Below are 24,822 nucleotides of genomic sequence, written 5' to 3' on the forward strand. Positions count from 1 at the left end.
CGAAGTGGAGGGCCCCCTGGGGCCCGTGAACGCGACCCGGCGAAGAACGCCCCTCCCGCCTGCGTCAGCGAGAAGGTGTCGGCCGCAACCAAGTGCGGCCGCAAGTTTCAGCGAGCCCGCCGCTCCAGACGGTCGATGTCGAGCAGGACGACCGCGCGACCCTCACGACGCACCCAACCGCGCGTCGCGAAGTCCGCCAAGGCCTTGTTGACCGTCTCGCGGGAGGCGCCGACGAGCTGGGCGAGCTCCTCCTGGGTGAGGTCGTGGGCGACGCGGATGCCGTCGTCGTTGGGCTCGCCGAAGCGGGCGGACAGGTCGAGGAGCGCCTTGGCGACGCGGCCGGGGACGTCGGAGAAGACGAGGTCGGCGAGGGTCTCGTTGGTGCGGCGCAGGCGGCGGGCCAGGGCGCCGAGCAGGGTGGTGGCGACGCTGGGGTGCGCGGCGATCCACTGCACGAGGGCCTGGTGGCGCAGCTCGTAGACGAGCGCGTCGGACACGGACGAGGCCGTCGCGGTGCGGGGGCCCGGGTCGAACAGGGACAGCTCGCCGAACATCTCGCCGGGGCCGAGGATCGACAGCAGGTTCTCCCGGCCGTCGCTCGACCGGCGGCCGAGCTTGATCTTGCCCTGCGCGATGACGTAGAGCCGGTCGCCGGGCTCGCCCTCGCGGAAGAGGACGTCCCCGCGGGTCAGCTCGACCGGGACCATGGACTCGAAGAGCGCCTTCGTCTCCTCGGATTCCATGTCCGCGAAGAGAGGGGCGGAGAGCACGACGGTGTCGTCCACAGGATTCCTCACGTGGTTCGGGGGCGGCCGTCCCGGGTCGGGTGCGGTCGTCCGGGGGTTGTCAAGAGGGTGTGTTCCGGTTCTCAGTCTGCCTCACCGCACCAAATCGCGGCACGACGAAGCGCCGGGAGGCGTCGTGGAGGCCCCGCCGGAGCGGGTCGGCGGCTGTCGGAGGGGATGGCTACGCTCGCACTGTGCCGACGACGCCCACCTCCTCGACCGCCCTCCCGTCCGACGCTACGCCCACGGGTGAGTCGCGGGTCGCGCTGGTGCGTCGCGCGCGCCGGATCGACCGCGAGCTGGCGGTGACCTACCCGGACGCGCGCGCGGAGCTGGACTTCACGACGCCGCTCGAGCTGCTGGTGGCGACGGTGCTGTCGGCGCAGACCACGGACGTGCGGGTCAACGCCACGACGCCGGCGATCTTCGCCCGCTACCCGGACGCCGCCGCGTACGCGGGGGCGGACCCGGCGGAGATGGAGGAGCTGTTCAAGCCGCTCGGCTTCTTCCGCGCCAAGACGCGCTCGATCATCGGGCTGGGGCAGGCGCTGGTCGAGCGGTTCGACGGCGAGGTCCCGGCCCGCCTGGACGACCTGGTGACGCTGCCGGGAGTGGGGCGCAAGACGGCGAACGTGGTGCTGGGCAACGCGTTCGGGGTCCCGGGGATCACGGTGGACACGCACTTCGGGCGCCTCGCGCGCCGGTTCGGCTGGACCGACCAGGAGGACCCGGTCAAGGTCGAGCACGAGGTCGGGGCGCTGTTCCCGAAGAAGGACTGGACGATGCTGAGCCATCACCTGGTGTGGCACGGGCGGCGGCGGTGCCACGCGCGGCGGCCGGCGTGCGGGGCGTGCCCGGTGGCGCGCTGGTGCCCGTCGTTCGGGATCGGCGAGACGGACCCGGTCGCGGCGGCGAAGCTCGTCAAGCCGGGGCCGCGCGGCTGACGTCGAGGGGTTCCGGCGGGCTCAGGCGGTGACGGCGTGGTCGAGCCAGTCGACGAGCACCTTGCCGACCTCGTCGGGGGCCTCCTCGGGCAGGAAGTGCCCGGCGCCGTCGACGGTCTCGTAGCGGAAGTCGCGGGCGAGGGCGGCGCCGTCTACGGGGGCGTTCCGGGGGTGGAGGAAGCCGTCCAGCTCGCCCTGCACCTGCAGCACCGGGACGTCGACCGGCTCGCGCAGTGCGGCGAGGTACCGGCGGCCGTCGGGGCGCGGCGTCGAGCGGACCATCCAGCGCAGCGACTCCATCACGGTGTGCGCCGCGAACGGGATCCGCATCACGGTGCGGTACAGCTCGAAGGCGTCCGTGCCGAGGGGGCGGGCGGCGCCGTCGCGCAGCACGCGCGCCACCTGGTCGCCGTCCGTGAGCCGGCGCTCGGGGAGCGTGGGCAGCTGGTAGGCCGCGAGCTGGCGGCGCGCCAGCGGGGTGAGCAGCTGGCGGCCCGAGACGTGCAGGCGGGCCGGGTGCGGCGCCGAGACGGCGGCCACGGCAGCGGTCACGGCGGGCTGCAGCCGCGCCATCGACCACGCGGTGACGCCGCCGGTGCCGTGCCCGACGACGACCGCCCGGTCGTGGCCGAGGGAGCGCACCACGCCCGCCACGTCCTGCGTGCCGGTGGGGACGTCGTAGCCCGACGGCGGCTTGTCGGAGGCGCCCACGCCGCGCAGGTCCATCGCCGCCACCCGGTACCCGGCGTCGGCGAGCTGCTCGATCTGGTGCCGCCACGCCCACCAGAACTGCGGGAAGCCGTGCAGCAGCACGACGAGCGGGCTGCGGCCCCCGTGGGTCCGGTCGGGCCCGGCGAGCGCGACGTGGAAGCGGGCGCCGTTCGCGGGCACGAGCTCGTGCCGCCAGGGTCCGTCGACCAGGGCGCTGGAGAAGTCGCTGGAGTCCGACATCGCGGTCACCCGGTCGAACCTACCTGCTGTGGCGCGCCGGGGCCCGTGAGGGCGCGCGGGGTCAGCGGGTGGGGGCGGCCCGACCGGTCGCGCCGGAGCCGTCGGACGTCGCGGCGCCGCCGGTGCCGTCGGGGTCGTCGCCCTCGGCCGGCCGCGGCTCCTTGGGCGGGTCGAACCGGTAGCCGACGTTGCGGACGGTGCCGATGAGCTGCTCGTGCTCGGGGCCGAGCTTCGCGCGCAGGCGCCGCACGTGCACGTCCACGGTGCGGGTGCCGCCGTAGTAGTCGTAGCCCCACACCTCCTGCAGCAGCTGAGCCCGCGTGAAGACGCGGCCCGGGTGCTGCACCAGGTACTTGAGGAGCTCGAACTCCTTGTAGGTGAGGTCGATGGGGCGGCCGCGCAGCCGCGCGGTGTAGCCACCGGCGTCGATCGCGAGGTCGCCGGCGGCGATCTCCTGCGGGCCGTCGTCGACGGGGCCGCGCTCGGACCGCTCGACGACGAGCCGCAGGCGCGCCTCCACCTCGGCGGGCGACGCGGTCTCGAGCAGCAGGTCGTCGGCGCCCCACTCGTGCGTGACGACGGTGAGACCGCCCTCGGTGAGCACGAGCACGAGCGGCACGGTGAGGCCGGTGGCGTGCAGCAGGCGGCAGGTGGTGCGGGCGGCGACGAGGTCACGGCGTGCGTCGAGCAGCACGACGTCGGAGTCCGGGGCGTCCACCAGGGCGGACGGCTCCATGGGCAGCACCCGGATCCGGTGGTTCAGCAGGCCCAGGGCGGGCAGCACCTCGACCGACCCGCCGGACGCGGGCGTGAGGATCAGCAGCTCGGCCACCGGCACCTCCTCCCGGTCGTCGGACGGTCCGTTCGACAGCGTCCGACAGGTGCGTCCGCCAACGTACCGCGGTGCGGTGTCGATCACACCGCACCCGTCCCGGTCGGGTGACCGGTTCCCGCAGTGTGCCCCGAACCGTGTTGCGGGCGCGTTTCCGATCGACGACCGGACTGTGACGGACGCGGCCGTGACGTGGCGGGGACGAGTCGTGGCCCTGTCGAGGGCGCGGTCGACGGCCCGGCCGTGGCCCGGCGGCGGACGGCGGGGACGCCGTCCGCCGTCTGCGACACTCGTCGTCGTGACCGTGACCACCCGCGCCGTCTGGACGGCCGTCCTCTCCGCCGTCGTCGCGGCGGCCGCCGCCCTCGACGACTACGGGATCCTGCCGCTCACGGCCGTGGCCGGCGCCCTCGCGCTGCTCCTCGCGGCCGGCTGGGGGCCGCTGCTGCGGCTGCCGGCCCAGGGCGGGACGACGGTCGTCGTGGCGGTCGCCGGGCTCGGCGCCGTCGCCGTCGCGGGGGCGACCCAGGGCGAGCCGGTGCTGCGCAACGTGCCGCTGGTGCTCGCGATGGCGCTGGTGCTGGCGTTCGTCGCGGAGATGCTGCGCCGCGGCGGGCGGCCCCGGCTCGTGGAGTCCGTGAGCGGCACGGTGACCGGTGCCGTCGTCGCGGTGTGCTGCTCCGGCTGGGTGGCCGCGGGGCGTTCCGAGGCGGGCGCGTCGCTCGTGGTCGTGAGCGCGCTGGGCCTCGCGGTCGCGGCGGCGGTGTCGGCGACGCCGGTCGCGCGCGGCTGGGCGGGCTCGCTCGTGGGGGTGGTGCTGGGTGCCGTCGCCGCGGGCGGGGTGGCGACGCTCCTGCCGTCGATCGACCCGGTGAGCGGCCTGGTCGCGGGCGCCGTGACCGGTCTGGTGGTCGCGGTGCTGCGCCTGCTGTTCGAGCGTCAGCCCGCGCTGACCGGGCGCCGCGCGGTGCTGGCCGCCGTCACGGCCCCGGTCGCCGTGAGCGGCATCCTGGTGTTCGTCGTCGGCCGCCTGGTGCTCGCCTAGACCCCGGGTCAGATCGCGGGCGCGGGCTCCGGGGGAGCCTGGCGGATGGCCTCGCCCGCCAGCTCGATGCGCACGGTCTTGGCGACGAGCACGCCGCCCGCCTCGAGCGCGACGTTCCAGGTGAGGCCGTACTTCTCGCGCTCGAAGTCCGCCGTGGCGCTGAAGCCGAAGATGTCGTTGCCGAACGGGTCGCGCCGCGCGCCGCCGAACTCCGCGTCGAGGGCGATCGGGTTGGTGATGCCGCAGATCGTGAGGTCTCCGTGCAGCACGAACTTGGCGGACGTGCGCATGGCCTGCTGCGGGGCGGGGGCCCGGCCGGGCGTGCGGCCCTTGAGCCGGGCCCAGGAGAACATCGGGTCCTCCTGGGTGCGCCACTCGATGCCGGTGCTGCGGAACTCGATGGTCGGGTGGTTCTCGACGTCGAGGAAGTCGGGGCTGCGCAGGTGGGTGTCGCGGTCCGGGTTGTGCGTCGTGATGGTCGCCGTCTCCAGCGTGGCCGACACCGCCGACTGCAGGGGGTCCTCGCCGACGTGGATGGTCGCGGTGCCCACCGGGAACTCCCCGCGCACGGGGCTGACCATCATGTGCATCGCCAGGAAGCCCAGACGCTTGTGCGCCTCGTCGAGCAGGTACGTCCCTGCCGCCGGGATGACGAGGTCGTTCCAGGTCCGGGTGGGCGAGGTCATGTGGCGGTCTCCGGGATCAGGACGTCGGTGGGCGTGCGCCCGCCAGCGACGGGGCTGCGGGGGGAAGGCGCTCCGTGGCGCGACACGGATGCTTCAACGTTCAATCTACGGCACGGGGGGTGCCGGACGGGAGGGGGTCGCGCCGCCGGGTGGTGCGCCTCACAGGGCGGGTGCGCGGGCCCGGAGCGGCGTCAGTAGACGAGCGCCTGGGCGCCCGGGCGCAGCACCTCCTCGGCGAAGACGGCGGCCCCGGCGATGCGCACGCCCGGCAGGACGTCGTCGGGCCCGAGGCCGCGACGGGCCGCGCACTGCGTGCAGAGGGTGACCGAGCCGGCGGCGAGGACGGCGTCGAGCAGGTCGGCGGCGGGTGCCGCGTGCTCGAGCGAGAGCTCCGCGGCGCGGCCCGGGACGGCGAACCACGCCGCCTCCCCGGTGAGCCACAGGCTCACCTCCGCGCCGGCGGCGACGGCCGAGGCCGCCACGGTGAGCGCCTGGTTGGCGGCCTCGGGGCGGTCCGTCCCCGACGTGGTCTTGATCACGAGCGAGCGCGCGGGCGTCGCAGCGGTGGGGGTGCTCATGGGCCGCGACCTTACTCACGCCCGCGCTCGCGCCGGCCTCCCGACGGGCTCGCGCTGACCGACGCCGGCACGGCTGGGTAGGATCGCGGCATGTCGATCCATGCTCTCGAGGCAGTGTTCACCGGTCTGCTGGTCGTCGTGACCGTCACGATCCTCTGGTTCACCGGCTACGTCGTCTACAAGCTGTTCCAGGGCCAGCGCTGATGCCCTTCGCCTTCCCCGAGGGCCTCGCGCCCGAGGTCTTCCCGCTCGCGTGGCTCGTGGGCCGCTGGCGGGGCGAGGGCGTGATCGAGTACACCGGCATCGACGAGACGCCGTTCGTGCACGACCTCGTCTTCGACCACGACGGCGGGCCGTACCTGCGCTTCGAGTCCACGCTGCGCGTGCGCTCCGCCGCGGCGGCCGACGGCGAGGGCACCCCGGGCGACGACGAGCCCGACACCGTCTGGTCGACGGAGACCGGCTACTGGCGCGTGTCGACCGACCGCCCGGAGGGCCTGGAGGGCGACCGGCACGCGCTCGAGGTGCTCGTCACCGACGCGTCGGGCCGGCTCTCCCTGTTCCTCGGCGTCGCCGGCAACGGCCGCATCGACCTCGCCACGGACTTCGTGGCCCGCACCTCGACCGCCGCGGAGGTCACCGCGGCGAAGCGCCTGTACGGCCTGGTCGAGGGGCGCCTGATGTGGGTCGAGGAGCTCGCCGCGTTCGGGCACCCGCTCGGCTCGTACGCCTCCGCCCAGCTCGACCGCGTCGAGAACGACTGAGGGGGCTTCCGATGGACTCGCCGCTCCTGGCCCGGCAGGGCGCCGTGGCCGCCACCGGCGCCGACGAGGGTGTGGCCTGGCACTACGGCGACCCGGTGGCCGAGCAGCGCGCGCTCACCCGCGGTGGCGCCGTCGTCGACCAGTCGCACCTGGGCGTCGTGCGCGTCGCCGGCCCCGACCGCCTGTCGTGGCTGCACTCGATCACGTCGCAGGACGTGCAGGCGCTGCCGCCGCGCACGTCCACCGAGCTGTTCGTGCTGTCCCCGCAGGGTCACGTCGAGCACGCAGCCGGCGTCGTCGACGACGGCGAGGCGACCTGGCTGGTCACCGAGGGCGACCACGCCGCGCCGCTCGCCGCCTGGCTCGAGCGCATGAAGTTCATGATGCGGGTCGAGATCGACGACCTCTCCGCCGAGTACGCGGCGCTGGGTGAGCCCGTCGCCGCCGAGGGGGCCGAGGGCGAGCCCGTGACCTGGTGGGACACCTGGCCGCGCGTCGCCCAGGGCGGCACCCGGTACGGCCCGCCGGAGGCCGAGCACCCCGGGGCCGACCGCCCCTGGAGGCTGGTCCTCGTGCCGCGCGCCGACCTGGAGGCCGCCGTCGCCGAGCGCGAGGCCGCCGGGTGGCGCCTCGCCGGCACCTGGGCCACCGAGGCGCTCCGCGTCGAGGCGTGGCGCCCGCGGCTGGCGCACGAGGTCGACCACCGCAGCGTGCCGCACGAGCTCGACTGGCTGCGCACCGCCGTCCACCTGCACAAGGGCTGCTACCGGGGGCAGGAGACGATCGCGCGCGTGCACAACCTGGGCCGCCCGCCGCGGCGCCTCGTGCTGCTGCACCTCGACGGCTCCCAGCACGTGGTCCCCGAGGCCGGCGCCCAGGTGTTCCTCGGCGGGGCGGAGGGACGTTCCGTCGGCACCGTGACGACGGTCGCGCGGCACCAGGAGCTCGGCCCGGTCGCCCTCGCGGTGATCAAACGCTCCGCCCCCGAGGACGCCGAGCTCACCGTGGTGGGCGACGTCGGCGGGCAGGAGCTGCAGGTCGCGGCCGCGCAGGAGGTCGTGGTGCCGGGCGACGGCGTCTCGGCCGACCGGCCCGAGGCGCACGGGCCGCTGACGCGCGGCCTCACCCCGCGCGGGCCCGACGCCCCGCAGAGCCTGCTGTGAGCGGGCGCCCGTGAGCGACGAGCCGGCGGCCCGTCCCGCGGGCGACATGCCCCGCCGCGCGGGCGCGGCCGCGCGCGCGGCCCTGCGGACCCTGCCCCGGCGCATCCGGCTGCGGCAGGGCATCTCGCGGGTCCGGGTCGCGTTCTGGCCCATCGTCCAGGCTGCGCTGGCCGCGGGCGTCGCGTACGGGATCGCGACCGTCGTGCTGGGGCACACGCAGCCGTTCTTCGCGGCCATCGCGGCGTGGGTGTGCCTCGGGTTCAGCTTCGACCGCGAGCTGCGCAAGGTGGCCGAGGTCGCGGCAGGCGTGGCGCTCGGCGTCGCCCTGGGCGACGTCATGGTGCACCTCATCGGGTCCGGCTGGTGGCAGATCGCGCTGGTGATGGGCATCTCGGCCCTCATCGCCCGGTTCGTCGACCGCGGGCCCCTGGTCACCATCCAGGCGGGCGTTCAGGCGGGCGTCGTCGTGGGCCTGCCGGCGTCGGTCGCGACCAACGGCGCGTTCGGCCGCTGGACGGACGCCCTCGTCGGGGGCGGCGTCGCGCTGCTGGTCGCGCTCCTCACTCCCGGCGACCCGCGCCGTCGCATCCGCGACCTGGCGCAGAACGCCACCCGCGAGCTGGCCCTGACCCTCGAGTCGGTCGCGATCGGGCTGCGCGACGGCGACGCCGACGAGCTCGCCGCGGCCCTGGTGCGCGGGCGTGCGGCCGAGAAGACGCTCGAGGAGTGGCACGAGGTGGCGACGAAGTCGGAGGAGATCGCCCGCGTCAGCGTCAACCGCGTGCTCCGGGCCGAGATCACGCGACTCACCGCCCAGGCCGTGCTGGTCGACCGTGCGATGCGCAGCGTGCGGGTGCTCGCCCGGCGCGCGCCCGCCACGCTCCGCTCGCTCGGCGAGCTGGGCGACGAGGGCGGTCAGGGCGTGACGGCGGCACCCCTGTCGGGCGGGCTGCCGCCGCCGCCCGAGGTCGACCCGACCGCCGACCCGGTGGCGGACCTGGTCGTGCGGCTCGGGCACGGCGTCCGGCTGCTGGCGGCCGCGCTCGGCTCGGGCACCGGCCTCGGGCAGGCGCGCGACGCCCTGCTCGACGTCGCCCGCGACGTCGACCCGCGGACCGTGGGCGAGGGGCACTGGCAGGTGCAGTCTCTGGTGCTGCTGCTGCGCTCGCCCGTCGTCGACCTGCTCGAGGCGGCGGGCCTGCCGCCCGAGGAGGCCCGCGACGCCCTCCCGGAGATGTGACGCCGAGGTAGTACCGCCCTGGCCGAGGTAGTACAGGCCGTGCCGAGGTAGTGCCGGCCGTGCCGAGGTAGTGCCGGCCATGCCGAGGTAGTGCCGGTCAGCGGTGCTCGACGACGTCCGTGTCGTCGGCAAGGAGCTGGTGCGTGAGCTGCTCCACGAGCTCGTCGACCTCGGGCTCGTCCCCGCCGGGCCACTCGGCGACGTACCGCCGGAGCCGCTGCCGCTCCGCCTCGCGGATCCGCTCGGCCGCCGCGTCGCCGTCGGACGTGGCGAGGACGGCGTCGCCGTCGACCTCGACGAGCCCGCGCGCCTCCAGCGCCTGCGCGACGCGCCGCACCGTCTCGGGCGAGACCTCCGTGCGCTCGGCCATGAGTTGCACGGAGCGCTTCCGCTTGAGCGAGACGCGCGTGACCATCCACGCCTCCTCGGCGGTGAGGTCGTCGTCGCGCGCGATCGTCGCGTACACCTTGAGCGGGTCCAGCTTCCCGACGCGGCGCCACAGGATGAGGCGCAGCTCGTCGAGGGAGGTCCGGGCGGAGCCGAGCGCGAACGACTCGCCGGCCGCCTGCCCGGCGGTGGTGGCGGCGTCGCCGCGCGTCGCGGTGCGCAGCTCGACCTCCGGCAGCAGCCAGGTGAGGAGGAAGGCGAGCACGGCGATCGGCACGGCCCACAGGAAGACGACGTGCAGGGCGCCCGCGTACGCGTCGAGGAACCAGTCCTGCACCTCGGGCGGGCACTGCGCGAGGGTCTGGGTGGAGGCGGCCAGGGCCCCGGGGCCGCACGGGCCCTGCGCCGTCGCCGGGACGCCGGTGACGAGCTCGTCGGTGAGCCGGTTCGCGAAGATCGTGCCGAAGACGGCGACCCCCACCGACGACCCGATGGTGCGGAAGTAGGTGGCGCCGGACGTCGCCGTGCCGAGGTCCTTGTAGCTGACGGCGTTCTGCACGGCGATGACGAGCACCTGCGTGACCATGCCGAGCCCGGCGCCGAGGACGAACATGCTCAGGCCTGCCTGGAGCGTGGTGGTGTCGCGGCCCATGAGGGACAGCAGGTAGAGCCCGCACGCCGTGATCGCGGTGCCCACGATCGGGTAGACCTTGTACCGCCCCGTGCGGGAGATGAGCTGGCCCGACCCGATGGACGTGAGCAGCATGCCGAGCATCATCGGCGTCATCTCGAGCCCGGACTCGGTGGGCGTGGACCCCTTGACCGTCTGCAGGTACAGCGGCAGGTAGGTGATCGCGCCGAACATGGCGAAGCCGACGACGAACCCGACGACCGCGGACACCGAGAACACCTTGCTGCGGAACAGGTGCAGGGGGAGCACGGGCTCGGGGGCGCGCTGCTCGACGACGACGAACGCGACCAGCGACGCGACGGCGATCGCGACCATCCCGTAGACCGGCCAGGACGCCCATTCCCAGGTGGTGCCGCCCAGGCTGGTCACCAGCACGACCGACGTCGAGATCAGGCCGAGCAGGATGATGCCGGCGTAGTCGATGCGGGGCTTCTTGCCCGCGTCGATGTGCGGCAGCACCGACGCGACGACGAGCAGCGCGACGATCCCGATGGGGATGTTGATGTAGAACACCCAGCGCCAGTCGAGGTTGTCCACGAAGAAGCCGCCGAGCAGCGGGCCGGCCACCGACGAGACGCCGAAGACGGCGCCGAAGAAGCCCTGGTACTTGCCGCGCTCCCGCGGCGGGACGACGTCGCCGATGATCGCCTGCGACAGCACCATGAGCCCGCCGCCGCCCACGCCCTGCACGGCGCGCCACGCGATGAGCTGCGCCATCGTCTGGGACGTGCCGGACAGGATCGACCCGACGAGGAAGATGAGGATGCAGGCGATGAACAGCGCCTTGCGCCCGTAGAGGTCGCCGAGCTTGCCCCACAGCACCGTGGTGGCCGTGCTCGCGAGCATGTACGCCGTCACGACCCACGACAGGTGCTCCGCGCCGCCGAGGTCGGAGACGATCGTGGGCAGGGCCGTCGCGACGATCGTCTGGTCGAGCGCCGCGAGCAGCATCGCGAGCATGAGCCCGCCGAAGATGGCCAGGACCCGGCGCTGGGGCAGGGCCTCCGGCTCGGCGGTCGGTGCGCTCGGTGCGGCCATCGCGTGCCCTTCGGGTCGGGGCGGACGACGGCGTCCGCGCGGTGAGCAGGTGTCCCGCCTTGCAGGCTCGCACGGTCTCCCGAGGACGGCACGGCGAACCCCGCGAGGTGGGGCACGTGCAGCACCTGTTGTCGTCGAGTAGTTGATGAGATACAGTACCTGTCGTGATGCAGCGAGCTGAACCTTCGACGGCGGACGACGCGTTCTCCGCCGACCTGCTGCGTGGTCACACCGACACGATCGTGCTCGCGACGCTGCGTCGCGGGGACCGCTACGGCTTCGAGATCTACAAGACGATCCGCGACGCCACGGGCGGGGCGCACGAGATCAAGGAGGCCACGCTCTACGCGACGTACCGCCGTCTCACCAAGGACGGCCTGGTCGAGGCCTACTGGGGCGACGAGTCCCAGGGCGGGCGCCGCAAGTACTACCGGATCACGGACGCCGGGCGGGCCGTGTTCCGGAGCAACGTCGCCGCGTGGGTCGCCACCCGCGACGTCATCGACTCCCTCCTGAGCACCGGCACCAGCACCGGCGCAGGGACCAGCACAGACAAGGACACCCCCCGATGACCACCGTCCACCGCCTCCTCGACGACGCGTTCGCGGGCGTCGAGCCGTCCCCCGAGGTCCAGGACCTCAAGGAGGAGATCCGGGCGAACCTCGAGGCCCGGGCCGCCGAGCTGCAGGCCGGCGGCGCCTCGCCCGACGACGCCGCCCGCCAGGCGTTCGACGAGCTCGGGAACGTCCGCGCGATCGTCGCCGACGCGCAGGCGGACGTCGCGGCCGAGACCGGCGGCGCGCCCCGCACCCCGCTGCAGGAGGCGTTCGCCGTCGCCCAGCAGCAGCGCGTGCGCCCCAAGCCCCGCTTCGTGCTGGGCGTCGTGCTCGCATCGGTCGTGCTCGTGGCCCTCGTCGCCCTGTGCCTGCTGGCGCCCCTCGGCGTGCTCGCGCTGCCCGCCGTCGCGGTGGCCGCCCTGCTGCTCACGGCGTCCAGCGCGGCCGGCTTCGTCGTCGGGTCGTCGCTCTCGCAGGAGACGACGACGAACCACCCGATGCCGTCGCGGCGCGCGGGCGGCTACTACCTGGCCACCGGCCTCGCCGTCCTCGGCCTGCTCCTCGCCGGGTTCACCCTGCTCGGCACCTTCGAGGCGTGGGTGTACGTCGTCGCGGCGGGGCTCGTCGTCGTGGGCGGCGTGCTGTTCACGATGCTCGGCGTCACGCAGACCAACCGGAAGAAGGCCTGGGTGCGGGACGTCGCGCGAGCGCACGCCACCGGCCACGACTTCGACCGCTTCGAGCGGGACCCCGCCGCCGCCGCGCGGTTCGGCGTCTACACGATGGTCATCTGGCTGGCGGCGTTCGTCGTGTTCGTCGTGCTCGGCCTCACCGTCGGCTGGGCGTGGTCCTGGCTGACCTTCGTCGTCGCCCTCGCGGTGATGATGCTCGTCCTCGCCCGGATGCTCTTCAGGTCGCAGGGCGAGCAGCAGGAGAAGTAGCAGAAGAACGGTCCCGGGCGACTGCCATCGCCCGGGACCGGTGGCTCGGGTCCGGTGCACGACCGCACCCTGCACGCACCCTCACTCTAGGGCGTGCGCCGGACCCTCCGAACCCTGGACCATCCAGCAAGGAGGAACCATGTCCACCCCGACCCTGTCGGGGCCGGCGATCGACGTCGCCGGCCTGACCAAGTCCTACGGCTCCGGCCGCGGGGCCGGTCGTGGCGCGCGCACCGTGCGCGCGCTCGACGGCCTCGACCTGTCCGCCGCCCCCGGCAGCGTGCTCGGCCTGCTCGGGCCGAACGGCGCCGGCAAGTCCACCACCGTGAAGATCCTCGCGACGCTCTCCGCCCCGGACGGCGGGACCGCGCGCGTCGCGGGCCACGACGTCGCGGGAGACCCGGCCGCCGTCCGGCGGGTCATCGGCTACGTGGCGCAGCGCCCCGTGACCGACCCCATGGGCACGGGTCGCGAGAACCTCGTGCTGGCCGGGCGGCTGCAGGGGCTCGGCGCCCGCGACGCGCGGGCCCGGGCCGACGAGCTGCTCGAGCGGTTCGGCGTCGCGCACGCCGCCGACCGCCTGGTGAAGACCTGGTCCGGCGGGATGGCGCGCAAGCTCGACGTCGCCGTCGGCCTGGTGCACCGGCCGCAGGTGCTGTTCCTCGACGAGCCCACCACGGGACTGGACCCGGAGGCGCGCTCCGCGATGTGGGCCGAGATCGAGCGCATGGCGGCCGGCGACGGCATGACGATCCTGCTGACGACGCACTACCTGGACGAGGCCGACCGCCTCGCCGACCAGGTGGTCATCGTGGACGCGGGCCGCGTCGTCACGGCGGGCACCCCCGACGCGCTGAAGGACGAGCTGCGCGGCGACGGCGTCACCGTCGAGCTCGACGACGTCGCCGCCGCGGCGGCCGCCGCACCGGTGGCCGCGCGCGTGCCCGGCGTCGTCGACGTCACGACCGACGGGCGGACCCTGCGGGCCCGCGCCGACGCCGGGGCCACCGCGCTCCCCGCCCTCCTCGCGGCGCTCGACGCCGCGGGCCTCGACGTGCGGGCGGCGGGGCTGTCCCGGCCCACGCTCGACGACGTCTACCTGCGGCACACCGGCCGCAGCCTGGAGGCGGCCCACCGGGCCGCGAGCACGACCGCCGGGACCGCCGGCGCCGAGGCCACGGAGGTGGCGGCATGAGCACCACGACGATCGACCCGACCCCCGGCCGCACCACGTCGCGACCGGCCCGTCGTACGGGCGCGCTGACCCAGGCCGCCCTCCTCACGGGCCGGCAGGCGCGGCAGGGCATGCGCATCCCCGTGTTCATGGTGATGAACCTGCTGCAGCCGATGATCTGGCTGCTGCTGTTCGGGCAGCTCTTCCGCTCCGTCATCGAGATCCCCGGCTTCGCGGGCGGCGCGGACGTCAGCTACCTCGAGTACCTCACGCCCGGCGTCGTCATGATGACGGCGATGGGCGGCGCGGCCTGGGCGGGCACCACGTTCGTGCAGGACATGGACCGCGGCGTCATGGACCGCTTCCTCGCGTCGCCCACCAGCCGGGGCGCGCTGCTGTCCGCGGCGATGGCCTGGTACGCGCTGCTCGGCTGCGCGCAGGCGCTCGTGGTGGTGGGCGTCGCCTGGCTCGGCGGGGCGCGGTTCCCGGGCGGCTGGGCCGGCGTGGTCGTCATGCTGGTGGCCGTGGCGCTGCTGAGCTGCCTCTTCGCCGCGCTGTCGGGCGCCGTCGCGCTCCTCACGCGGCAGCAGGAGGCGCTCATCGGCGTCTCGCAGCTGCTCACGATCCCGCTGATGTTCCTGTCCTCGGCGGTGATGGACCCGGCCCTCGCGCCGGACTGGATCGCTACCGCGGCGCGCTACAACCCGTTCGACTGGGCGGTCGTCGTCGCGCGCGACGCCCTGCAGGGCTTCGCCGACCCGGGCACCGTGTGGCTGCACCTGGGGCTGCTCGCCGCCGCCGTCGCCGTGATGGGCGCGCTCGCGTCGTCGGCGTTCCGCGCCTATCGCCGCGCCATCTGACGCCGAGTAGTCCAGGTCCTGCCGAGGTAGTTCCTCTTGTGCCGAGGTAGTTCGTGACACGGAGTCACGAACTACCTCGGCAGGACCTGGACTACCTCGGCGGAGCTGCTGTTCGGCGACGGGGTGCGGACGGTACGGTCGTCGGTCATGGAGGTCTCCGTCAGCGCGCTGCGCGCCGAGCTCAAGTCGTGGATCGAGAAGGCGCGGGCGGGCGAGGAGGTCGTCATCACCGAGCGGGGGGTACCGGTCGCCCGCCTGTCGGGGGTGCAGACGGCCGACCTCGTCGCCGGGCTGGTGCGCGACGGCCTGCTCACGCCCGCCGCCACGGAACGGCCGGTGCACGCGGTGCCCGACGACGGCGCGGCGGCCGCCCGGCCCGCCCCGCGCCCCGCCGCGCGGCCGGCGTCGCGCATGTCCGACCTGGTGCGGCGCATCCGGCGCTGACGCCGTTCTCGACCCGCCCGACCGCTGCCACCGAGAACGGAGCAGGATGGCCCTCGTCTACTTCGACGCCAGCGCGCTGGTGAAGCTGTGCGTGCCCGAGCCCGGCTCGGCGCTGGCGAGCGCGCTGTGGAACCGTGCCGACGTCGTCGTCACGTCGCGCATCGCCGACGCCGAGGTGAGGGCGGCGCTCGCCGCCGGGGAGCGGGCGGGCGTGCTCGACCCGCTGACGCGGCGCCGGGGCACCACGCTCTGGGACGAGCTGAGCGCCGGCCTGCACACCCTGGAGGTGACGCCCGACGTCTCCGCGCGCGCCGCCGAGCTGGTCGCGTCCTGCCCGGTGCCGCTGCGCGGCGCCGACGCCCTGCACGTGGCCAGCGCCCTCGCCGTCGCGCACGAGGACAGCCTCGTCGCCGCGTGGGACGAGCACGTCGCAGGCGCCGCCCGCTCCCGCCGTCTCCGGGTCCTCCCGTAGGCTCGGCAGGTGATCTCCGCCGCCTTCGGATCCTTCCAGTACATCGTGCTCGTCGTGCTCGCCGTCGTGGTGTTCGTCGTGCAGCTCGTCGCGTTCCTCGACGCCGCCCGTCGGCCGGCGAACGCCTACGTGTCCGAGGGGAAGCTGAAGAAGAACATCTGGCTGATCATCCTCGGCATCGCCGCGCTCATCGGGCTGTTCGGCCTGCCGCCGATGCTCATGACGGCCGGGTCGTTCTTCAACGTCATCGCCGTGGCGCCCGCGATCATCTACTGGGTGGACGTGCGCCCCAGGATCCAGCCGTACGGCACGGGCGGGGGGCGTCGCCCCCAGGGCCCGACGGGCGGCTGGTGACGTGGTCGAGGTGACGACGCCGGGCACGCGCGCGCCCGTCGCGCCCGTGGCGCGGGACGCGGCCCCGCTGGCCGAGGTGGTGCGCGGCGACCTCGTGGAGTCGGTGCACCTCGGGCACCTCGTGGTGCTCGGGCCCGACGGCGGGGTGCGGCTCGCCCTGGGCGACCCGGCGACGACGATCTGGCCGCGCTCGTCGGTCAAGCCGCTGCAGGCCCTGGCCATGCTGCGCTCCGGCCTCGACCTGCCGGGCCGCCTCCTGGCGCTCGCCGCCGCGAGCCACAGCGGCGCCCCCGAGCACCTGGCCGGCGTGCGCGAGATCCTCGCCGGCGCCGGGCTCGGCGAGCCGGCGCTGCGCAACACGCCCGACCTGCCGCTCGGCCGCGCCGAGGCGCTCGCCTGGCAGGAGGCGGGTCGAGGCCCGGAGCGGGTCGCGCAGAACTGCTCGGGCAAGCACGCCGCGATGCTCGCGACCTGCGTCGCCGCGGGCTGGGACACCGCGACCTACCTCGACCTCGACCACCCGCTGCAGCGCGCGGTGCGCGACGCCGTCGTCGGGCTGACGGGCGACGCGGACCCGCACGTCACCGTGGACGGCTGCGGCGCGCCGCTGTTCTCCACCTCGGTGCTCGGCCTGGCGCGGTCGTTCGGGCGGCTGGCGGCGGCGGGGGCCTCCGGCGACGCCGACCGGGACGGCGGCCGCGTCGCGCGCGCGATGTCCGGCCACCCCGAGATGGTGGCGGGCCGCGGGCGCGAGGACACCCTCGTCATGACCGCCGTGCCCGGCTCGATCGCGAAGATCGGCGCCGACGGCGTGTGCGCGGCGGGTCTGCCCGACGGGTCGGCGGTGGCGTTCAAGATCCTCGACGGCGGCGACCGGCCGCGCCCGGCCATCCTCGCCGCGGCGATGCGCGCGGCGGGGGCGGCCGGCCTCCCGGGGGCGGACGCCGCCGCGCTCGACGCCGTCGGCGTCACGCCCGTGCTGGGCGGCGGGTCCCCGGTCGGGGCGGTGCGCCCGGCCTTCGCGGCGGACGCCGTATGAGGGCCGTGCTGCAGCGCGTGTCGAGCGCGTCCGTCACGGTCGACGGCGAGGTCGTGGGGGCGATCGACCGGCCCGGCCTGCTCGCGCTGGTCGGCGTGACGCACGACGACGGCCCCGCCGAGGTGGCGACCGTCGCCCGCAAGATCGCGGAGCTGCGGATCCTGCGCGACGAGCGCTCGGTGACCGACGCGGGCGCCCCGGTGCTCGTGGTCAGCCAGTTCACGCTGTACGGCGACGCGCGCAAGGGCCGCCGGCCCACCTGGAACGCCGCCGCGCCCCGCCCGGTGGCCGAGCCGCTGGTGGACGCGGTCGTCGCCGACCTGCGGGCGCGAGGGCTCGAGGTGGCCACCGGGAGCTTCGGGGCGGACATGGACGTCGCCTTGGTGAACGACGGTCCCGTGACGATATTGGTGGAGACCTGACAAATCGCTGACCTGCGTCTTCGCGCAAATTTCGGGCCGATACGGCAGAGTGGGTGCCGCCGAGCACCGAGGCCCGGCACGAGACGGGAGGCCGACGATGACCTCGAACCGGGACACCGCCGCGTCCTGGCAGTCCCCGCCCGGCGTGCGTGCGCGCCCGGTCGCGCCGCAGGTCGTGCGGCGGGTGTCGGAGCTCGTCGGCGCCGACCCCGAGGCCCTCGCGCAGACGCTCGGGCTGCTCACGCCCCACCAGCTCGCCGGCGTCGCCGCGCTGCCCGACCCGCTTCCCGTGACGGCAGCGGTGCGGGCGGCCACCCTCGACGTCACCGCCGCGCTCGACCCCGAGGGCCGGCGCATCCTCCTCGCCGCCGGGGTGCTCGTCCTGGACCGCGTCGACGTCCTGCTCGGCGCGACCGGCGCCCCCGTCGAGCGGCTGCTCGCGCCGCCGCTGGCCGGGCACCTCCAGCTCGCCGACGGCCGGTTCCGCGTCGCGGACCCGCGGCTGCGCGCCGTCGTGCACGAGGACGCCGACCTCACCGAGCGCACGGCCGTGCACGCCGCCCTGGCGACCGGGCTGGAGCGGGCGGGCGAGCCCGGGGCGGCGCGGTGGCACGCCGCCCTCGCCACCCTTGCCGGCGACCCGGCGCTCGCCGACGGCCTGGTGCGTCTCGCCCACCAGCGGCTGGGTCAGGGGTGCGCGGTCGCGGCGCACGCGGTCGCGCGCGAGGCGGCGAGCCACGGCACCGGCGACCTGCGGGCGCGCGCGTTCCTCGTCGCGGGGCGTGCCGCGCTGCTCGCCGGGTACCTGCACGACGCGGCCGGGTGGCTCGAACGGGTCGCGAGCACCGGCGTCGCGCCGGTCCAGGAGGACGCCGAGCGTGCCCGCGACGCGGTGCTCGCGCTGATCGCCGCCCGGCCGTCCGCCGGGCCCGGGACGGGCCCGCTCGATCCGGACGACGACGACCCGCCGGGCGTCCGGCTCGCGCGCCTCGTCGTGCCGGTCGCGCGCGCCACGGTGTCCCCGGCGGACCGCGCCGTCCTGGCCGCCGTGGTCGAGGCGCTGGCCCGCCTCGACCGGTACCCCCGCGAGGCGGACGAGGTGCTGGCGCGGGCCGTCGTCACCGCGGTGCCGTACCGCGAGACCGCCGCCTGGACGGGGGTGGACGGGCTCTCCCCGCTGGCGGAGGCGCACCTGCGGGTGGTGCAGGCGCTGGTGCTCCTGCGCGGCGGCGACGCCGAGCAGGCCGCTCGGGTGCTCGACGACGCCGCGGCGCGCCTGCCGGTGTCGCACGTCGTCGGCGGGCTCGCGGCCGAGGTGGCGCGCCGCACGGGCGGCTCGGACACCCTCGCCGCGGGGCTGCGCGCCGTCGGCCCGGAGCCTGTCCCCGCGGCCGTCGCCGCCTGCCGCGACCTCGGGTACCCCCGCCCGGCGGCCGTGCCGTCGCTCGTCGTGAGCGCGGTGCGGACGTGCCGGGGCGGCCCGGACGGTCTCGTGGACGTCTGGGCGCGGTGGGCGGACGTGCTCACCGCGCGCGAGCTCGACGTCGCGCGCCTCGTCGCGGACGGCCTGGCGAACAAGCAGGTGGCCGACCGGCTGTGCGTCTCCGTGCGCACCGTCGAGGTGCACCTGGGGCGCGTCTTCCGGAAGGTCGGGGTGAGCTCGCGGGCCGAGCTGACCGTCGTCGCGCTGCGGCCCGCCTCGTGACGCCCCGCTCGCAGTGCGGGGCGGGGTCGCGACGGGTCAGTGGTCGGTACGGCGGCGGCGCGCGACGGCGACCGTGACTCCGCCCGCGGCCACGAGCGCGGCGGCCGCGGCGACCAGCCCGGCGACGCCGGCGCCCGTCTGCGGCAGGAAGCCCGGGGCCGACGGCGCGGCCGCGGGGGGAGCGCCGTCCGCGGGCACCGCGGCGGGGACGGTGGTGCCGGGGTCCGGCTCGCCCGGGTCCCCGGGCTCGTCAGGCGGGACGGTGCCGGGCGGGTTCGTCGCGCAGCTCGGGGACGACGGCGGGTAGGCGGCGGTCATGGTGAGCTCGGGGTTCACCTCGAGCGTCACGTCCACGGCCGGGCGCACCCAGTCGAACTCGTCGCCCTCCACCCAGACGCCGCCCTCGAGGCGCCAGCCGGGCCAGTCGAGCGGGGCGCCGGACGCGTCCACCGCGGCCCCCGGCCACAGCACCCGGCCGCTCAGCGGCAGGCCGGCCTGCACGACGTCGGCGCCGGACGGGTGGTGCCACGTGATCGTCACGGTGTCGTTCTCGGTGCCCGTGGCGGTGACCGCGTACCGCAGGTAGGGCACGTCGCCGTCGCACTCGGGCTGGAAGATCTGCGCGGTGAGGGTCGGCTCCTCCGGCGGCGGGTAGTCGGTGCTGCTCGGGCTGCTGCTCGGGCTGCTGCTCGGGCTGGGTACCGTGTCGGCGAGGGCCGGCGCGGCGGCGGCGACCGCGATCGTGCCGCTCAGGACCAGGCCGGCGGCGGCGCCGACGGCGGTGCGTGCGTGGGCCATCTCGACTCCTCGGGGGCGGTGCTCTCCGTGCTGCCTGGGTGCTGCCCGGGGCCCTCACGCTAGCCGCGCACCGCGCCCGACGACCTCGTCTCACCCGGGTGAAACCGCAGGCAGGACGCGTCTTCACCCGCAGGTCGGCACCTCGACGTCGAGCAGCCCGCCCGACGTCGTCGTCGGCGTCGACCAGACCTCCAGCCTGCCGGCCGGCGTGCCGTCATCGCCGTCCGTCGACGTGCCTGCCGGCACGGTGAACCGCAGCGTGGTGCCCTCGCCCGGGGGGAGGACGACCGTGACCGCCTGCGTGGGGCGCCCGTGCGTGGTCCGGGCCTCGCCGCCCACGGGGGCGCCGTCCCGCTCGACGCGCGGCGTGCCGCCGTCGCGCGGCCCCGACACGGTCGCGCCGAGGCTGAGCGTGCCCGGCGGGTGCGCCCCGCCCGGCACGCCGGCGACGTACCAGGGCAGCGACGTGGCCGCGTCGTCGGGCGCCGTCGAGGCCAGCGTCAGCTCCAGCGTGTCCACCCGGCCGGCGTCGGTGCACTCCGAGCCGACGACCTGCAGCGACGAGTCCAGGTACGCCGACATCTTCCCGGCCACGTGGTCCGTGAGGAACACGCCGACGGCGTCGGCGGCGCGCGGGGCGGCGGCGTACGACCCGGCGACCAGCGTGCCCTCCAGCCGCGCCTGCTCGGCGGGGTCGGCCGACCACACCCGCACGCGGTGCTCCCCGGCCGCGCGCTGCAGGCCGGCGAGCAGCGCGGCCGGGGGGACGTCGTCGGACACGGCCCGGGCGAGGACCGCGGCGGCGGCGTCGGCGAAGAACCGGTCGGCGGTCTCGGGGTCCAGGACGTCGTAGACGCGCCGCAGCAGCACGTCGACGGCGTTCTCCGCCGTGAGCTTCACGGCGTCCCGGCCGAGCGCGGCGGCCACCGGGCGCGACACCGGGACCCGCACGGGGCCGGTCTCGGCGAGCAACTGGGAGAGCGCGACCGGGTCGGTGGCCAGGACGCCGTCGACCTGCTCGCCCTGGGCGCGCGCCCACATCTCGACGGCGAGGGCGGCGGACGTCGGGAAGTCGGGGGTGGCGGTGACGTCCTGCACGAACCTCCCGAGCCGGGCCGTGTAGGCGTCCTCGTCGTCGGCGGACAGGGGCAGCACGGGGGAGCGGAACGGTCCGACGGCGGAGGCCGCGACCTGGCGCACCACCTCGACGCGCCCGCCGTCCACCCGCAGCAGGAGGAGCGCGCCCGGGATGCCGCCGCCCTGGCGCAGCTCGCCGGTGCTCATGGTCAGCAGGAGGTACGTCCGTGGTCCGTCCGCGCCGAGCATCGCCGGGCCCAGCGCGGCCGCGCGGTCGCCGGTCGCGACGGCGCCGGCCAGCTCGTCGACCCGGTCGCGCAGCGTCGCCACCGGGTCGGTGAGCTGGGGCAGCAGGGCGTCGGGGTCGACGGCGTCGAGACGGGCTCGCGACGCGTCGAGCGACGCGCGCGCCGTCGCCATCCCGGGAGCCGCCGCCTGCAGGGGCGCGAGGTCGAGCCCGCCGTCCGGGGTGCGGCCGGTGGCGGCCACCGCGTCGGCCAGGTCGGCCAGGGCGGGCAGGACGTCGTCGGTCACGTCGTCGAGCACGACAGCGACGTCGGCCGCCGCGCCCGCCGACGGGCCGACCACGGGCAGCCGGGCGGCGAGCCACCACAGCGGGCCGTCCGTCGCCTCGCGTGCGAGCGCGGTCTGCGTGCGCAGCTCGGCGAGCGCGGGGGAGGAGGCGAGCGTCGCGTCGCCCCCGGCCGCGGACCGGGCGCCGCCGCGCAGCTCCTCCGCCACCGCGGGCACCTGCGCGGCCGCGCGGGTGAGGGCGCCTCGCGCGGCGAGCGCGTCGCCGACCAGGAGCACCGCGCACACGGCGACGACCAGGAGGGCCACGACCGTGCCGAGCAGCACCCGGCGCGCGGCGCGCCGCCGGCGGGGCGCCGGCGTCGGCGCCGCGGGCTCCGTGCTGGCGGGCGCCGCGCCCGTGTCGACGGTCATGCCCGCACCGTAGGTCCGCGCGGGGCGGCCGGAGGGATGAATCTGCGGGTGATGTCGGCGCGCGCGGGTGCAAGACCGGGGGGTGCGGCGACACAGTCGCGTCGAGGGGTGGCGCGCGCCCTCGCGCGCCCAGGACCGCAGGAGGCCCGGTGGACCCGGACGAGACGGTGCGTGGCGACGACGGCGACGACACCGCGTGGTTCGACGACCTCTTCGCCGCGCACGCGGGGGCGGTGCACCGCTACCTCGTGCGCCGCCTGCCCGCGGGAGGGGCGGACGCCGAGGACCTGGCCGCGGACGTGCTGGCCACCGCGTGGCGCCGCCGGGCGGACGTGCCGCGCGGCGCGGAGCTGCCGTGGCTCTACCGGACGGCAGGCTTCGTGCTGGCCAACCACCGGCGCAAGGCCCGGCCGACGCCGGTCGCGGTGGTGCCGGAGGTGCCCGACGACGTCGACCCGGCGACCCTCGCCGTCGACGACGACCGCGTGCGCACCGTCCTCGCGCGCCTCTCGCCGCGCGACCGTCAGGTGCTGCTCCTGGTCGCGTGGGACGGCGTCGGCGGCGACGAGCTGGCGGAGGTGCTCGGCGTCTCACGCGGGGGAGCCGACGCCGCGCTGTCCCGCGCCCGGGCGCGGCTGCGCGCCGCGTGGGACGCGGAGGCGGTCGACGACCGGGCCGGTGACGGCGAGGGCGGCACGACCGCGCAAGCCGGCGCGCGATGACGACACAGACGGGGTGCGAGACGCCCGCCGGGCCGGCGGGCCGCGGGGCCGGGAGGACACGATGAGCCGGGACGAGAGCCGGGACGACGGCCGGGACGAGAGTCGGGGCGAGGTGCGCGGTGGTGCGCCCGAGGGGGCGCCGGCGGCTCCGGACGGGCCGCGCGACGACGCGGCGTTCGCCCGCCTGCGGGCGGCGGACCCGGCCGCGGGGGTCGGCGCGGCCGGCGCGGGGCTCCGGGCGAAGGTCGACGCGCGGCTGGCCGGGGACGACGCCGCGACCGCTGCCGTGGGCGCCGGCACCGGCGACGAGGAGCGCCTCGGCGACGGGCCCGCGGGCCGGCGCCGGCGTCGCGGGCCGTGGCTGGCCGCCGCGAGCGTCGCGGCGCTCGCGGCCGTGGGCGCGGGCGGCTACGCGCTCGGCGGGGCGGCCGCGCCCGGCTCCGGGGCGACGGCGGGCACCGCCGAGGCCCCGATCGTGCTGAACGACGGGGGCCGGGCCGCCGGGGCGGCCGGCGGCGACGAGGCGGCCGCGGGCGGAGGCGCGGTGGGCGCCGCGGAGGACAGCGCGGGCGCGAGCGCCAGCGCCCGGGCGTCCGACGGCGCCTCGACGATGCCGAGCTGGGTCACCTCCGGCCGGGCGACGTTCCACGCGCAGGGGCTGTCCACGGAGGGCGGCACGGCGTCGGCGTACGCCTTCGACGCGACGGACGCCGCCACCCGCGAGGGGGCCGCCCGGCTCGCGACCGCGCTCGGCGTCGAGGGGAAGCCGCGCTGGGAGCACGGCTGGTCCGTGGGCCCGCAGGACGGCTCCGGCCCGCACGTCTGGCTGTCGGCCGACGGCAGTGCCACCTTCAGCTTCAGCGACCCGAACCACGACCCGTGGCGGTGCGAGGATGCCGTGGCGCGCGGCGACGCGGGGGGCGATGCGGGGGACGATGCGGAGGGTGCCGAGCCCGCGTGCGACGAGCCGCGCACCTCGACGGTCGGCGACCGCGAGGCACGGCGGATGCTGGCCGACGCCATGCGAAGCCTCGGCGTGAACCCCGACGGCTTCGAGATCGAGGTGGGCGAGAAGACCGACGGTGACCCGAGCCGGTGGGTGACCGCCTACCAGGTGGTGGACGGCAGCCGCACCGGCGCGCAGTGGGGCGCGACCGTGGACGAGGAGGGCATCGCCTGGCTCGACGGCTTCCTCGCCACGACCGTCGACCTCGGCGAGTACCCCGTGATCAGCCCCACCGAGGCGGTCGAGCGGCTCGGCGACCCGCGGTTCTCCGGCTCCGCCTGGCCGGTCGCGTACGCCGACGAGGAGGCGATGTGGGCCGAGTCCGCGGAGGACGGGACCGAACCGACCGCGCCCCCGGCTCCGCCCGCGGCCGGCGACCCGGTCGACTGGCCCGTGTCCGACGTCGAGATCACCGACGCCCGGCTCGGCCTGGCGCAGCAGACGCAGGACGACGGCTCCGTCGCCCTCGTCCCCGCGTACGAGCTGTCCGACGCCGCCGGCAACGCGTGGTCCGTCGTCGCCGTCGCCGACGACGCGATGGACTTCTCGGCCCCGCGGTGACGACACCGGCCCGGGACGTGACCGCCACCACGCGGTCGGCCCCTGACGTGGGACGGGGGAGCGGGTTACGGTCGTCGTGACCTGTCCCGGAGCACGAAGGAGAACTCCCATGCCCACCCGTACCGCACGCACCGCCTGGAACGGCGACATCCAGCAGGGCTCCGGCCGGGTCGAGCTCGCCAGCTCGGGCGCCGCGGCGTTCGACGTGTCGTTCCCGCGCCGCGCGGCCGACGACGCCGAGGGCGTCACCAGCCCGGAGGAGCTCATCGCGGCGGCGCACTCGTCCTGCTTCGCGATGGCGTTCTCGCTCGAGGTCGCGAACGCGGGCGGCACGCCCGGCAAGACCGACGTGACGGCCGACGTCACGCTGCGCCCGGCCGCCGGCGGCGGGTTCGAGATCTCGACCATCGCGCTCACCGTGGTCGGCTCGGCGACGGGCATCGACGCGGAGGCGTACCGCGCCGCCGCCGAGGCCGCGAAGGCCGGTTGCCCGGTGTCGAAGGCGCTCGCGGGCGTCGGCGAGATCACGCTGGACGTCACCTTCGAGGGCTGAGCGCGAGGTAGGACGCGCGGTGCCGAGGTAGTGCCGCGATCGCCGAGGTAGCAGCGCAGAGGGGGGGGGTGTGGGGGGGGTGGGGGGT

General features: G+C 76.1%; 26 protein-coding genes. 18 read left to right on the forward strand and 8 right to left on the reverse strand.

Annotated elements, in window-relative coordinates:
• Window positions 1-107: 107 nt before the first annotated feature.
• The gene (locus tag ACFUVW_RS07865; RefSeq protein ID WP_416345052.1) at window positions 108-785 is read right to left on the reverse strand and encodes a Crp/Fnr family transcriptional regulator; all 678 of its coding nucleotides are present in this window, start codon (window positions 783-785) and stop codon (window positions 108-110) included.
• A 194-nt stretch (window positions 786-979) separates the two neighbouring features.
• On the opposite strand from ACFUVW_RS07865, the gene nth reads away from it, so the two are divergent.
• Entirely contained in the window at window positions 980-1,729 is a 750-nt protein-coding gene (gene nth / locus ACFUVW_RS07870; RefSeq protein WP_430570773.1) for an endonuclease III, read from the forward strand.
• 21 nt (window positions 1,730-1,750) lie between these two features.
• On the opposite strand, the gene ACFUVW_RS07875 is transcribed toward nth, so the two are convergent.
• Both ACFUVW_RS07875 and ACFUVW_RS07880 read right to left on the reverse strand, forming a co-directional pair.
• The gene (locus ACFUVW_RS07875) at window positions 1,751-2,680 is read right to left on the reverse strand and encodes an alpha/beta fold hydrolase (RefSeq protein ID WP_430570796.1); all 930 of its coding nucleotides are present in this window, start codon (window positions 2,678-2,680) and stop codon (window positions 1,751-1,753) included.
• 61 nt (window positions 2,681-2,741) lie between these two features.
• Complete coding sequence (locus ACFUVW_RS07880) at window positions 2,742-3,512, reverse strand: winged-helix domain-containing protein (RefSeq protein ID WP_430570774.1); 771 nt, start codon at window positions 3,510-3,512, stop codon at window positions 2,742-2,744.
• A 298-nt stretch (window positions 3,513-3,810) separates the two neighbouring features.
• On the opposite strand from ACFUVW_RS07880, the gene ACFUVW_RS07885 reads away from it, so the two are divergent.
• Complete coding sequence (locus ACFUVW_RS07885; RefSeq protein WP_430570775.1) at window positions 3,811-4,557, forward strand: hypothetical protein; 747 nt, start codon at window positions 3,811-3,813, stop codon at window positions 4,555-4,557.
• A gap of 8 nt (window positions 4,558-4,565) precedes the next feature.
• Here ACFUVW_RS07885 and ACFUVW_RS07890 read toward each other — a convergent pair whose 3' ends face one another.
• Both ACFUVW_RS07890 and ACFUVW_RS07895 read right to left on the reverse strand, forming a co-directional pair.
• A complete protein-coding gene (locus ACFUVW_RS07890; protein ID WP_430570776.1) occupies window positions 4,566-5,243 on the reverse strand; it encodes a YceI family protein in 678 nt (225 codons plus the stop codon).
• Between the two features lie 191 nt (window positions 5,244-5,434).
• Entirely contained in the window at window positions 5,435-5,821 is a 387-nt protein-coding gene (locus tag ACFUVW_RS07895; RefSeq protein ID WP_430570777.1) for a DsrE family protein, read from the reverse strand.
• 203 nt (window positions 5,822-6,024) lie between these two features.
• Here ACFUVW_RS07895 and ACFUVW_RS07900 point away from each other — a divergent pair, with 203 nt between their 5' ends.
• From ACFUVW_RS07900 to ACFUVW_RS07910, 3 genes are read left to right on the forward strand one after another with little or no spacing between them, the layout of a single operon-like run.
• A complete protein-coding gene (locus ACFUVW_RS07900; protein WP_430570778.1) occupies window positions 6,025-6,585 on the forward strand; it encodes an FABP family protein in 561 nt (186 codons plus the stop codon).
• An 11-nt stretch (window positions 6,586-6,596) separates the two neighbouring features.
• Entirely contained in the window at window positions 6,597-7,748 is a 1,152-nt protein-coding gene (locus ACFUVW_RS07905; protein WP_430570779.1) for a YgfZ/GcvT domain-containing protein, read from the forward strand.
• Window positions 7,749-7,758: 10 nt separating this feature from the next.
• A complete protein-coding gene (locus tag ACFUVW_RS07910) occupies window positions 7,759-8,988 on the forward strand; it encodes an aromatic acid exporter family protein (RefSeq protein WP_430570780.1) in 1,230 nt (409 codons plus the stop codon).
• 97 nt (window positions 8,989-9,085) lie between these two features.
• Here the strand turns inward: ACFUVW_RS07910 and ACFUVW_RS07915 are convergent, their stop codons facing one another.
• A complete protein-coding gene (locus ACFUVW_RS07915; protein ID WP_430570781.1) occupies window positions 9,086-11,104 on the reverse strand; it encodes a DHA2 family efflux MFS transporter permease subunit in 2,019 nt (672 codons plus the stop codon).
• A 167-nt stretch (window positions 11,105-11,271) separates the two neighbouring features.
• Here ACFUVW_RS07915 and ACFUVW_RS07920 point away from each other — a divergent pair, with 167 nt between their 5' ends.
• The 10 genes from ACFUVW_RS07920 (at window position 11,272) to ACFUVW_RS07965 (ending at window position 19,072) form a co-directional block, all read left to right on the forward strand.
• On the forward strand, window positions 11,272-11,676 hold the full coding sequence (locus ACFUVW_RS07920; protein WP_429734371.1) for a PadR family transcriptional regulator: 405 nt from the start codon (window positions 11,272-11,274) through the stop codon (window positions 11,674-11,676).
• The gene (locus ACFUVW_RS07925) at window positions 11,673-12,602 is read left to right on the forward strand and encodes a permease prefix domain 1-containing protein (protein ID WP_430570782.1); all 930 of its coding nucleotides are present in this window, start codon (window positions 11,673-11,675) and stop codon (window positions 12,600-12,602) included. The genes ACFUVW_RS07920 and ACFUVW_RS07925 overlap by 4 nt, the downstream gene beginning before the upstream one ends.
• A 139-nt stretch (window positions 12,603-12,741) precedes the next feature.
• Complete coding sequence (locus tag ACFUVW_RS07930) at window positions 12,742-13,797, forward strand: ABC transporter ATP-binding protein (protein WP_430570783.1); 1,056 nt, start codon at window positions 12,742-12,744, stop codon at window positions 13,795-13,797.
• Window positions 13,794-14,636 carry an ABC transporter permease gene (locus ACFUVW_RS07935; protein WP_430570784.1) on the forward strand — a complete coding sequence of 281 codons (843 nt, stop codon included), beginning with the start codon at window positions 13,794-13,796 and terminating at the stop codon, window positions 14,634-14,636. Before ACFUVW_RS07930 ends, ACFUVW_RS07935 begins: the two co-directional genes overlap by 4 nt.
• A gap of 147 nt (window positions 14,637-14,783) precedes the next feature.
• The gene (locus ACFUVW_RS07940) at window positions 14,784-15,080 is read left to right on the forward strand and encodes a type II toxin-antitoxin system Phd/YefM family antitoxin (protein WP_430570785.1); all 297 of its coding nucleotides are present in this window, start codon (window positions 14,784-14,786) and stop codon (window positions 15,078-15,080) included.
• A 46-nt stretch (window positions 15,081-15,126) separates the two neighbouring features.
• The gene (locus ACFUVW_RS07945) at window positions 15,127-15,552 is read left to right on the forward strand and encodes a type II toxin-antitoxin system VapC family toxin (RefSeq protein WP_430570786.1); all 426 of its coding nucleotides are present in this window, start codon (window positions 15,127-15,129) and stop codon (window positions 15,550-15,552) included.
• A 9-nt stretch (window positions 15,553-15,561) separates the two neighbouring features.
• Window positions 15,562-15,906, forward strand: a complete 345-nt coding sequence (locus tag ACFUVW_RS07950) for a DUF2516 family protein (protein ID WP_430570787.1) — start codon at window positions 15,562-15,564, stop codon at window positions 15,904-15,906.
• A gap of 1 nt (window position 15,907) precedes the next feature.
• Window positions 15,908-16,945 (forward strand): asparaginase, encoded by a 1,038-nt coding sequence (locus ACFUVW_RS07955; protein ID WP_430570788.1) that lies wholly within the window; start codon window positions 15,908-15,910, stop codon window positions 16,943-16,945.
• Window positions 16,942-17,367, forward strand: coding sequence for a D-aminoacyl-tRNA deacylase (gene dtd / locus ACFUVW_RS07960; protein WP_430570789.1), 426 nt, complete (start codon window positions 16,942-16,944; stop codon window positions 17,365-17,367). The genes ACFUVW_RS07955 and dtd overlap by 4 nt, the downstream gene beginning before the upstream one ends.
• Before the next feature lie 97 nt (window positions 17,368-17,464).
• Window positions 17,465-19,072: a LuxR C-terminal-related transcriptional regulator gene (locus ACFUVW_RS07965; protein ID WP_430570790.1), complete on the forward strand. Its 1,608-nt coding sequence runs from the start codon at window positions 17,465-17,467 to the stop codon at window positions 19,070-19,072.
• A 36-nt stretch (window positions 19,073-19,108) separates the two neighbouring features.
• Here ACFUVW_RS07965 and ACFUVW_RS07970 read toward each other — a convergent pair whose 3' ends face one another.
• Together ACFUVW_RS07970 and ACFUVW_RS07975 are read right to left on the reverse strand one after the other, a co-directional pair.
• Window positions 19,109-19,870 (reverse strand): LPXTG cell wall anchor domain-containing protein, encoded by a 762-nt coding sequence (locus ACFUVW_RS07970; protein ID WP_430570791.1) that lies wholly within the window; start codon window positions 19,868-19,870, stop codon window positions 19,109-19,111.
• A 123-nt stretch (window positions 19,871-19,993) separates the two neighbouring features.
• Window positions 19,994-21,892 carry a DUF4012 domain-containing protein gene (locus tag ACFUVW_RS07975; protein WP_430570792.1) on the reverse strand — a complete coding sequence of 633 codons (1,899 nt, stop codon included), beginning with the start codon at window positions 21,890-21,892 and terminating at the stop codon, window positions 19,994-19,996.
• A 149-nt stretch (window positions 21,893-22,041) separates the two neighbouring features.
• On the opposite strand from ACFUVW_RS07975, the gene ACFUVW_RS07980 reads away from it, so the two are divergent.
• The 3 genes from ACFUVW_RS07980 to ACFUVW_RS07990 all read left to right on the forward strand — a co-directional run bounded on the left by ACFUVW_RS07980 (window position 22,042) and on the right by ACFUVW_RS07990 (window position 24,734).
• Window positions 22,042-22,614 (forward strand): sigma-70 family RNA polymerase sigma factor, encoded by a 573-nt coding sequence (locus ACFUVW_RS07980; protein ID WP_430570793.1) that lies wholly within the window; start codon window positions 22,042-22,044, stop codon window positions 22,612-22,614.
• 61 nt (window positions 22,615-22,675) lie between these two features.
• Complete coding sequence (locus ACFUVW_RS07985; RefSeq protein ID WP_430570794.1) at window positions 22,676-24,181, forward strand: hypothetical protein; 1,506 nt, start codon at window positions 22,676-22,678, stop codon at window positions 24,179-24,181.
• Between the two features lie 109 nt (window positions 24,182-24,290).
• On the forward strand, window positions 24,291-24,734 hold the full coding sequence (locus tag ACFUVW_RS07990) for an OsmC family peroxiredoxin (RefSeq protein ID WP_430570795.1): 444 nt from the start codon (window positions 24,291-24,293) through the stop codon (window positions 24,732-24,734).
• The last annotated feature ends 88 nt before the right edge of the window (window positions 24,735-24,822 follow it).

This window comes from Isoptericola sp. NPDC057391 (genome assembly GCF_042668085.1).
In the GTDB taxonomy this organism is placed as follows: domain Bacteria; phylum Actinomycetota; class Actinomycetes; order Actinomycetales; family Cellulomonadaceae; genus Isoptericola.

Coding starts and splice junctions, on each gene's coding strand:
- ACFUVW_RS07875 (WP_430570796.1), bottom strand. CDS start 2,680: ATGTCGGACTCCAGCGACTTCTCCAGCGCCCTGGTCGACGGACCCTGG.
- ACFUVW_RS07890 (WP_430570776.1), bottom strand. CDS start 5,243: ATGACCTCGCCCACCCGGACCTGGAACGACCTCGTCATCCCGGCGGCA.
- ACFUVW_RS07895 (WP_430570777.1), bottom strand. CDS start 5,821: ATGAGCACCCCCACCGCTGCGACGCCCGCGCGCTCGCTCGTGATCAAG.
- ACFUVW_RS07900 (WP_430570778.1), top strand. CDS start 6,025: ATGCCCTTCGCCTTCCCCGAGGGCCTCGCGCCCGAGGTCTTCCCGCTC.
- ACFUVW_RS07905 (WP_430570779.1), top strand. CDS start 6,597: ATGGACTCGCCGCTCCTGGCCCGGCAGGGCGCCGTGGCCGCCACCGGC.
- ACFUVW_RS07915 (WP_430570781.1), bottom strand. CDS start 11,104: ATGGCCGCACCGAGCGCACCGACCGCCGAGCCGGAGGCCCTGCCCCAG.
- ACFUVW_RS07920 (WP_429734371.1), top strand. CDS start 11,272: ATGCAGCGAGCTGAACCTTCGACGGCGGACGACGCGTTCTCCGCCGAC.
- ACFUVW_RS07925 (WP_430570782.1), top strand. CDS start 11,673: ATGACCACCGTCCACCGCCTCCTCGACGACGCGTTCGCGGGCGTCGAG.
- ACFUVW_RS07930 (WP_430570783.1), top strand. CDS start 12,742: ATGTCCACCCCGACCCTGTCGGGGCCGGCGATCGACGTCGCCGGCCTG.
- ACFUVW_RS07935 (WP_430570784.1), top strand. CDS start 13,794: ATGAGCACCACGACGATCGACCCGACCCCCGGCCGCACCACGTCGCGA.
- ACFUVW_RS07940 (WP_430570785.1), top strand. CDS start 14,784: ATGGAGGTCTCCGTCAGCGCGCTGCGCGCCGAGCTCAAGTCGTGGATC.
- ACFUVW_RS07945 (WP_430570786.1), top strand. CDS start 15,127: ATGGCCCTCGTCTACTTCGACGCCAGCGCGCTGGTGAAGCTGTGCGTG.
- dtd (WP_430570789.1), top strand. CDS start 16,942: ATGAGGGCCGTGCTGCAGCGCGTGTCGAGCGCGTCCGTCACGGTCGAC.
- ACFUVW_RS07965 (WP_430570790.1), top strand. CDS start 17,465: ATGACCTCGAACCGGGACACCGCCGCGTCCTGGCAGTCCCCGCCCGGC.
- ACFUVW_RS07970 (WP_430570791.1), bottom strand. CDS start 19,870: ATGGCCCACGCACGCACCGCCGTCGGCGCCGCCGCCGGCCTGGTCCTG.
- ACFUVW_RS07975 (WP_430570792.1), bottom strand. CDS start 21,892: ATGACCGTCGACACGGGCGCGGCGCCCGCCAGCACGGAGCCCGCGGCG.
- ACFUVW_RS07985 (WP_430570794.1), top strand. CDS start 22,676: ATGAGCCGGGACGAGAGCCGGGACGACGGCCGGGACGAGAGTCGGGGC.
- ACFUVW_RS07990 (WP_430570795.1), top strand. CDS start 24,291: ATGCCCACCCGTACCGCACGCACCGCCTGGAACGGCGACATCCAGCAG.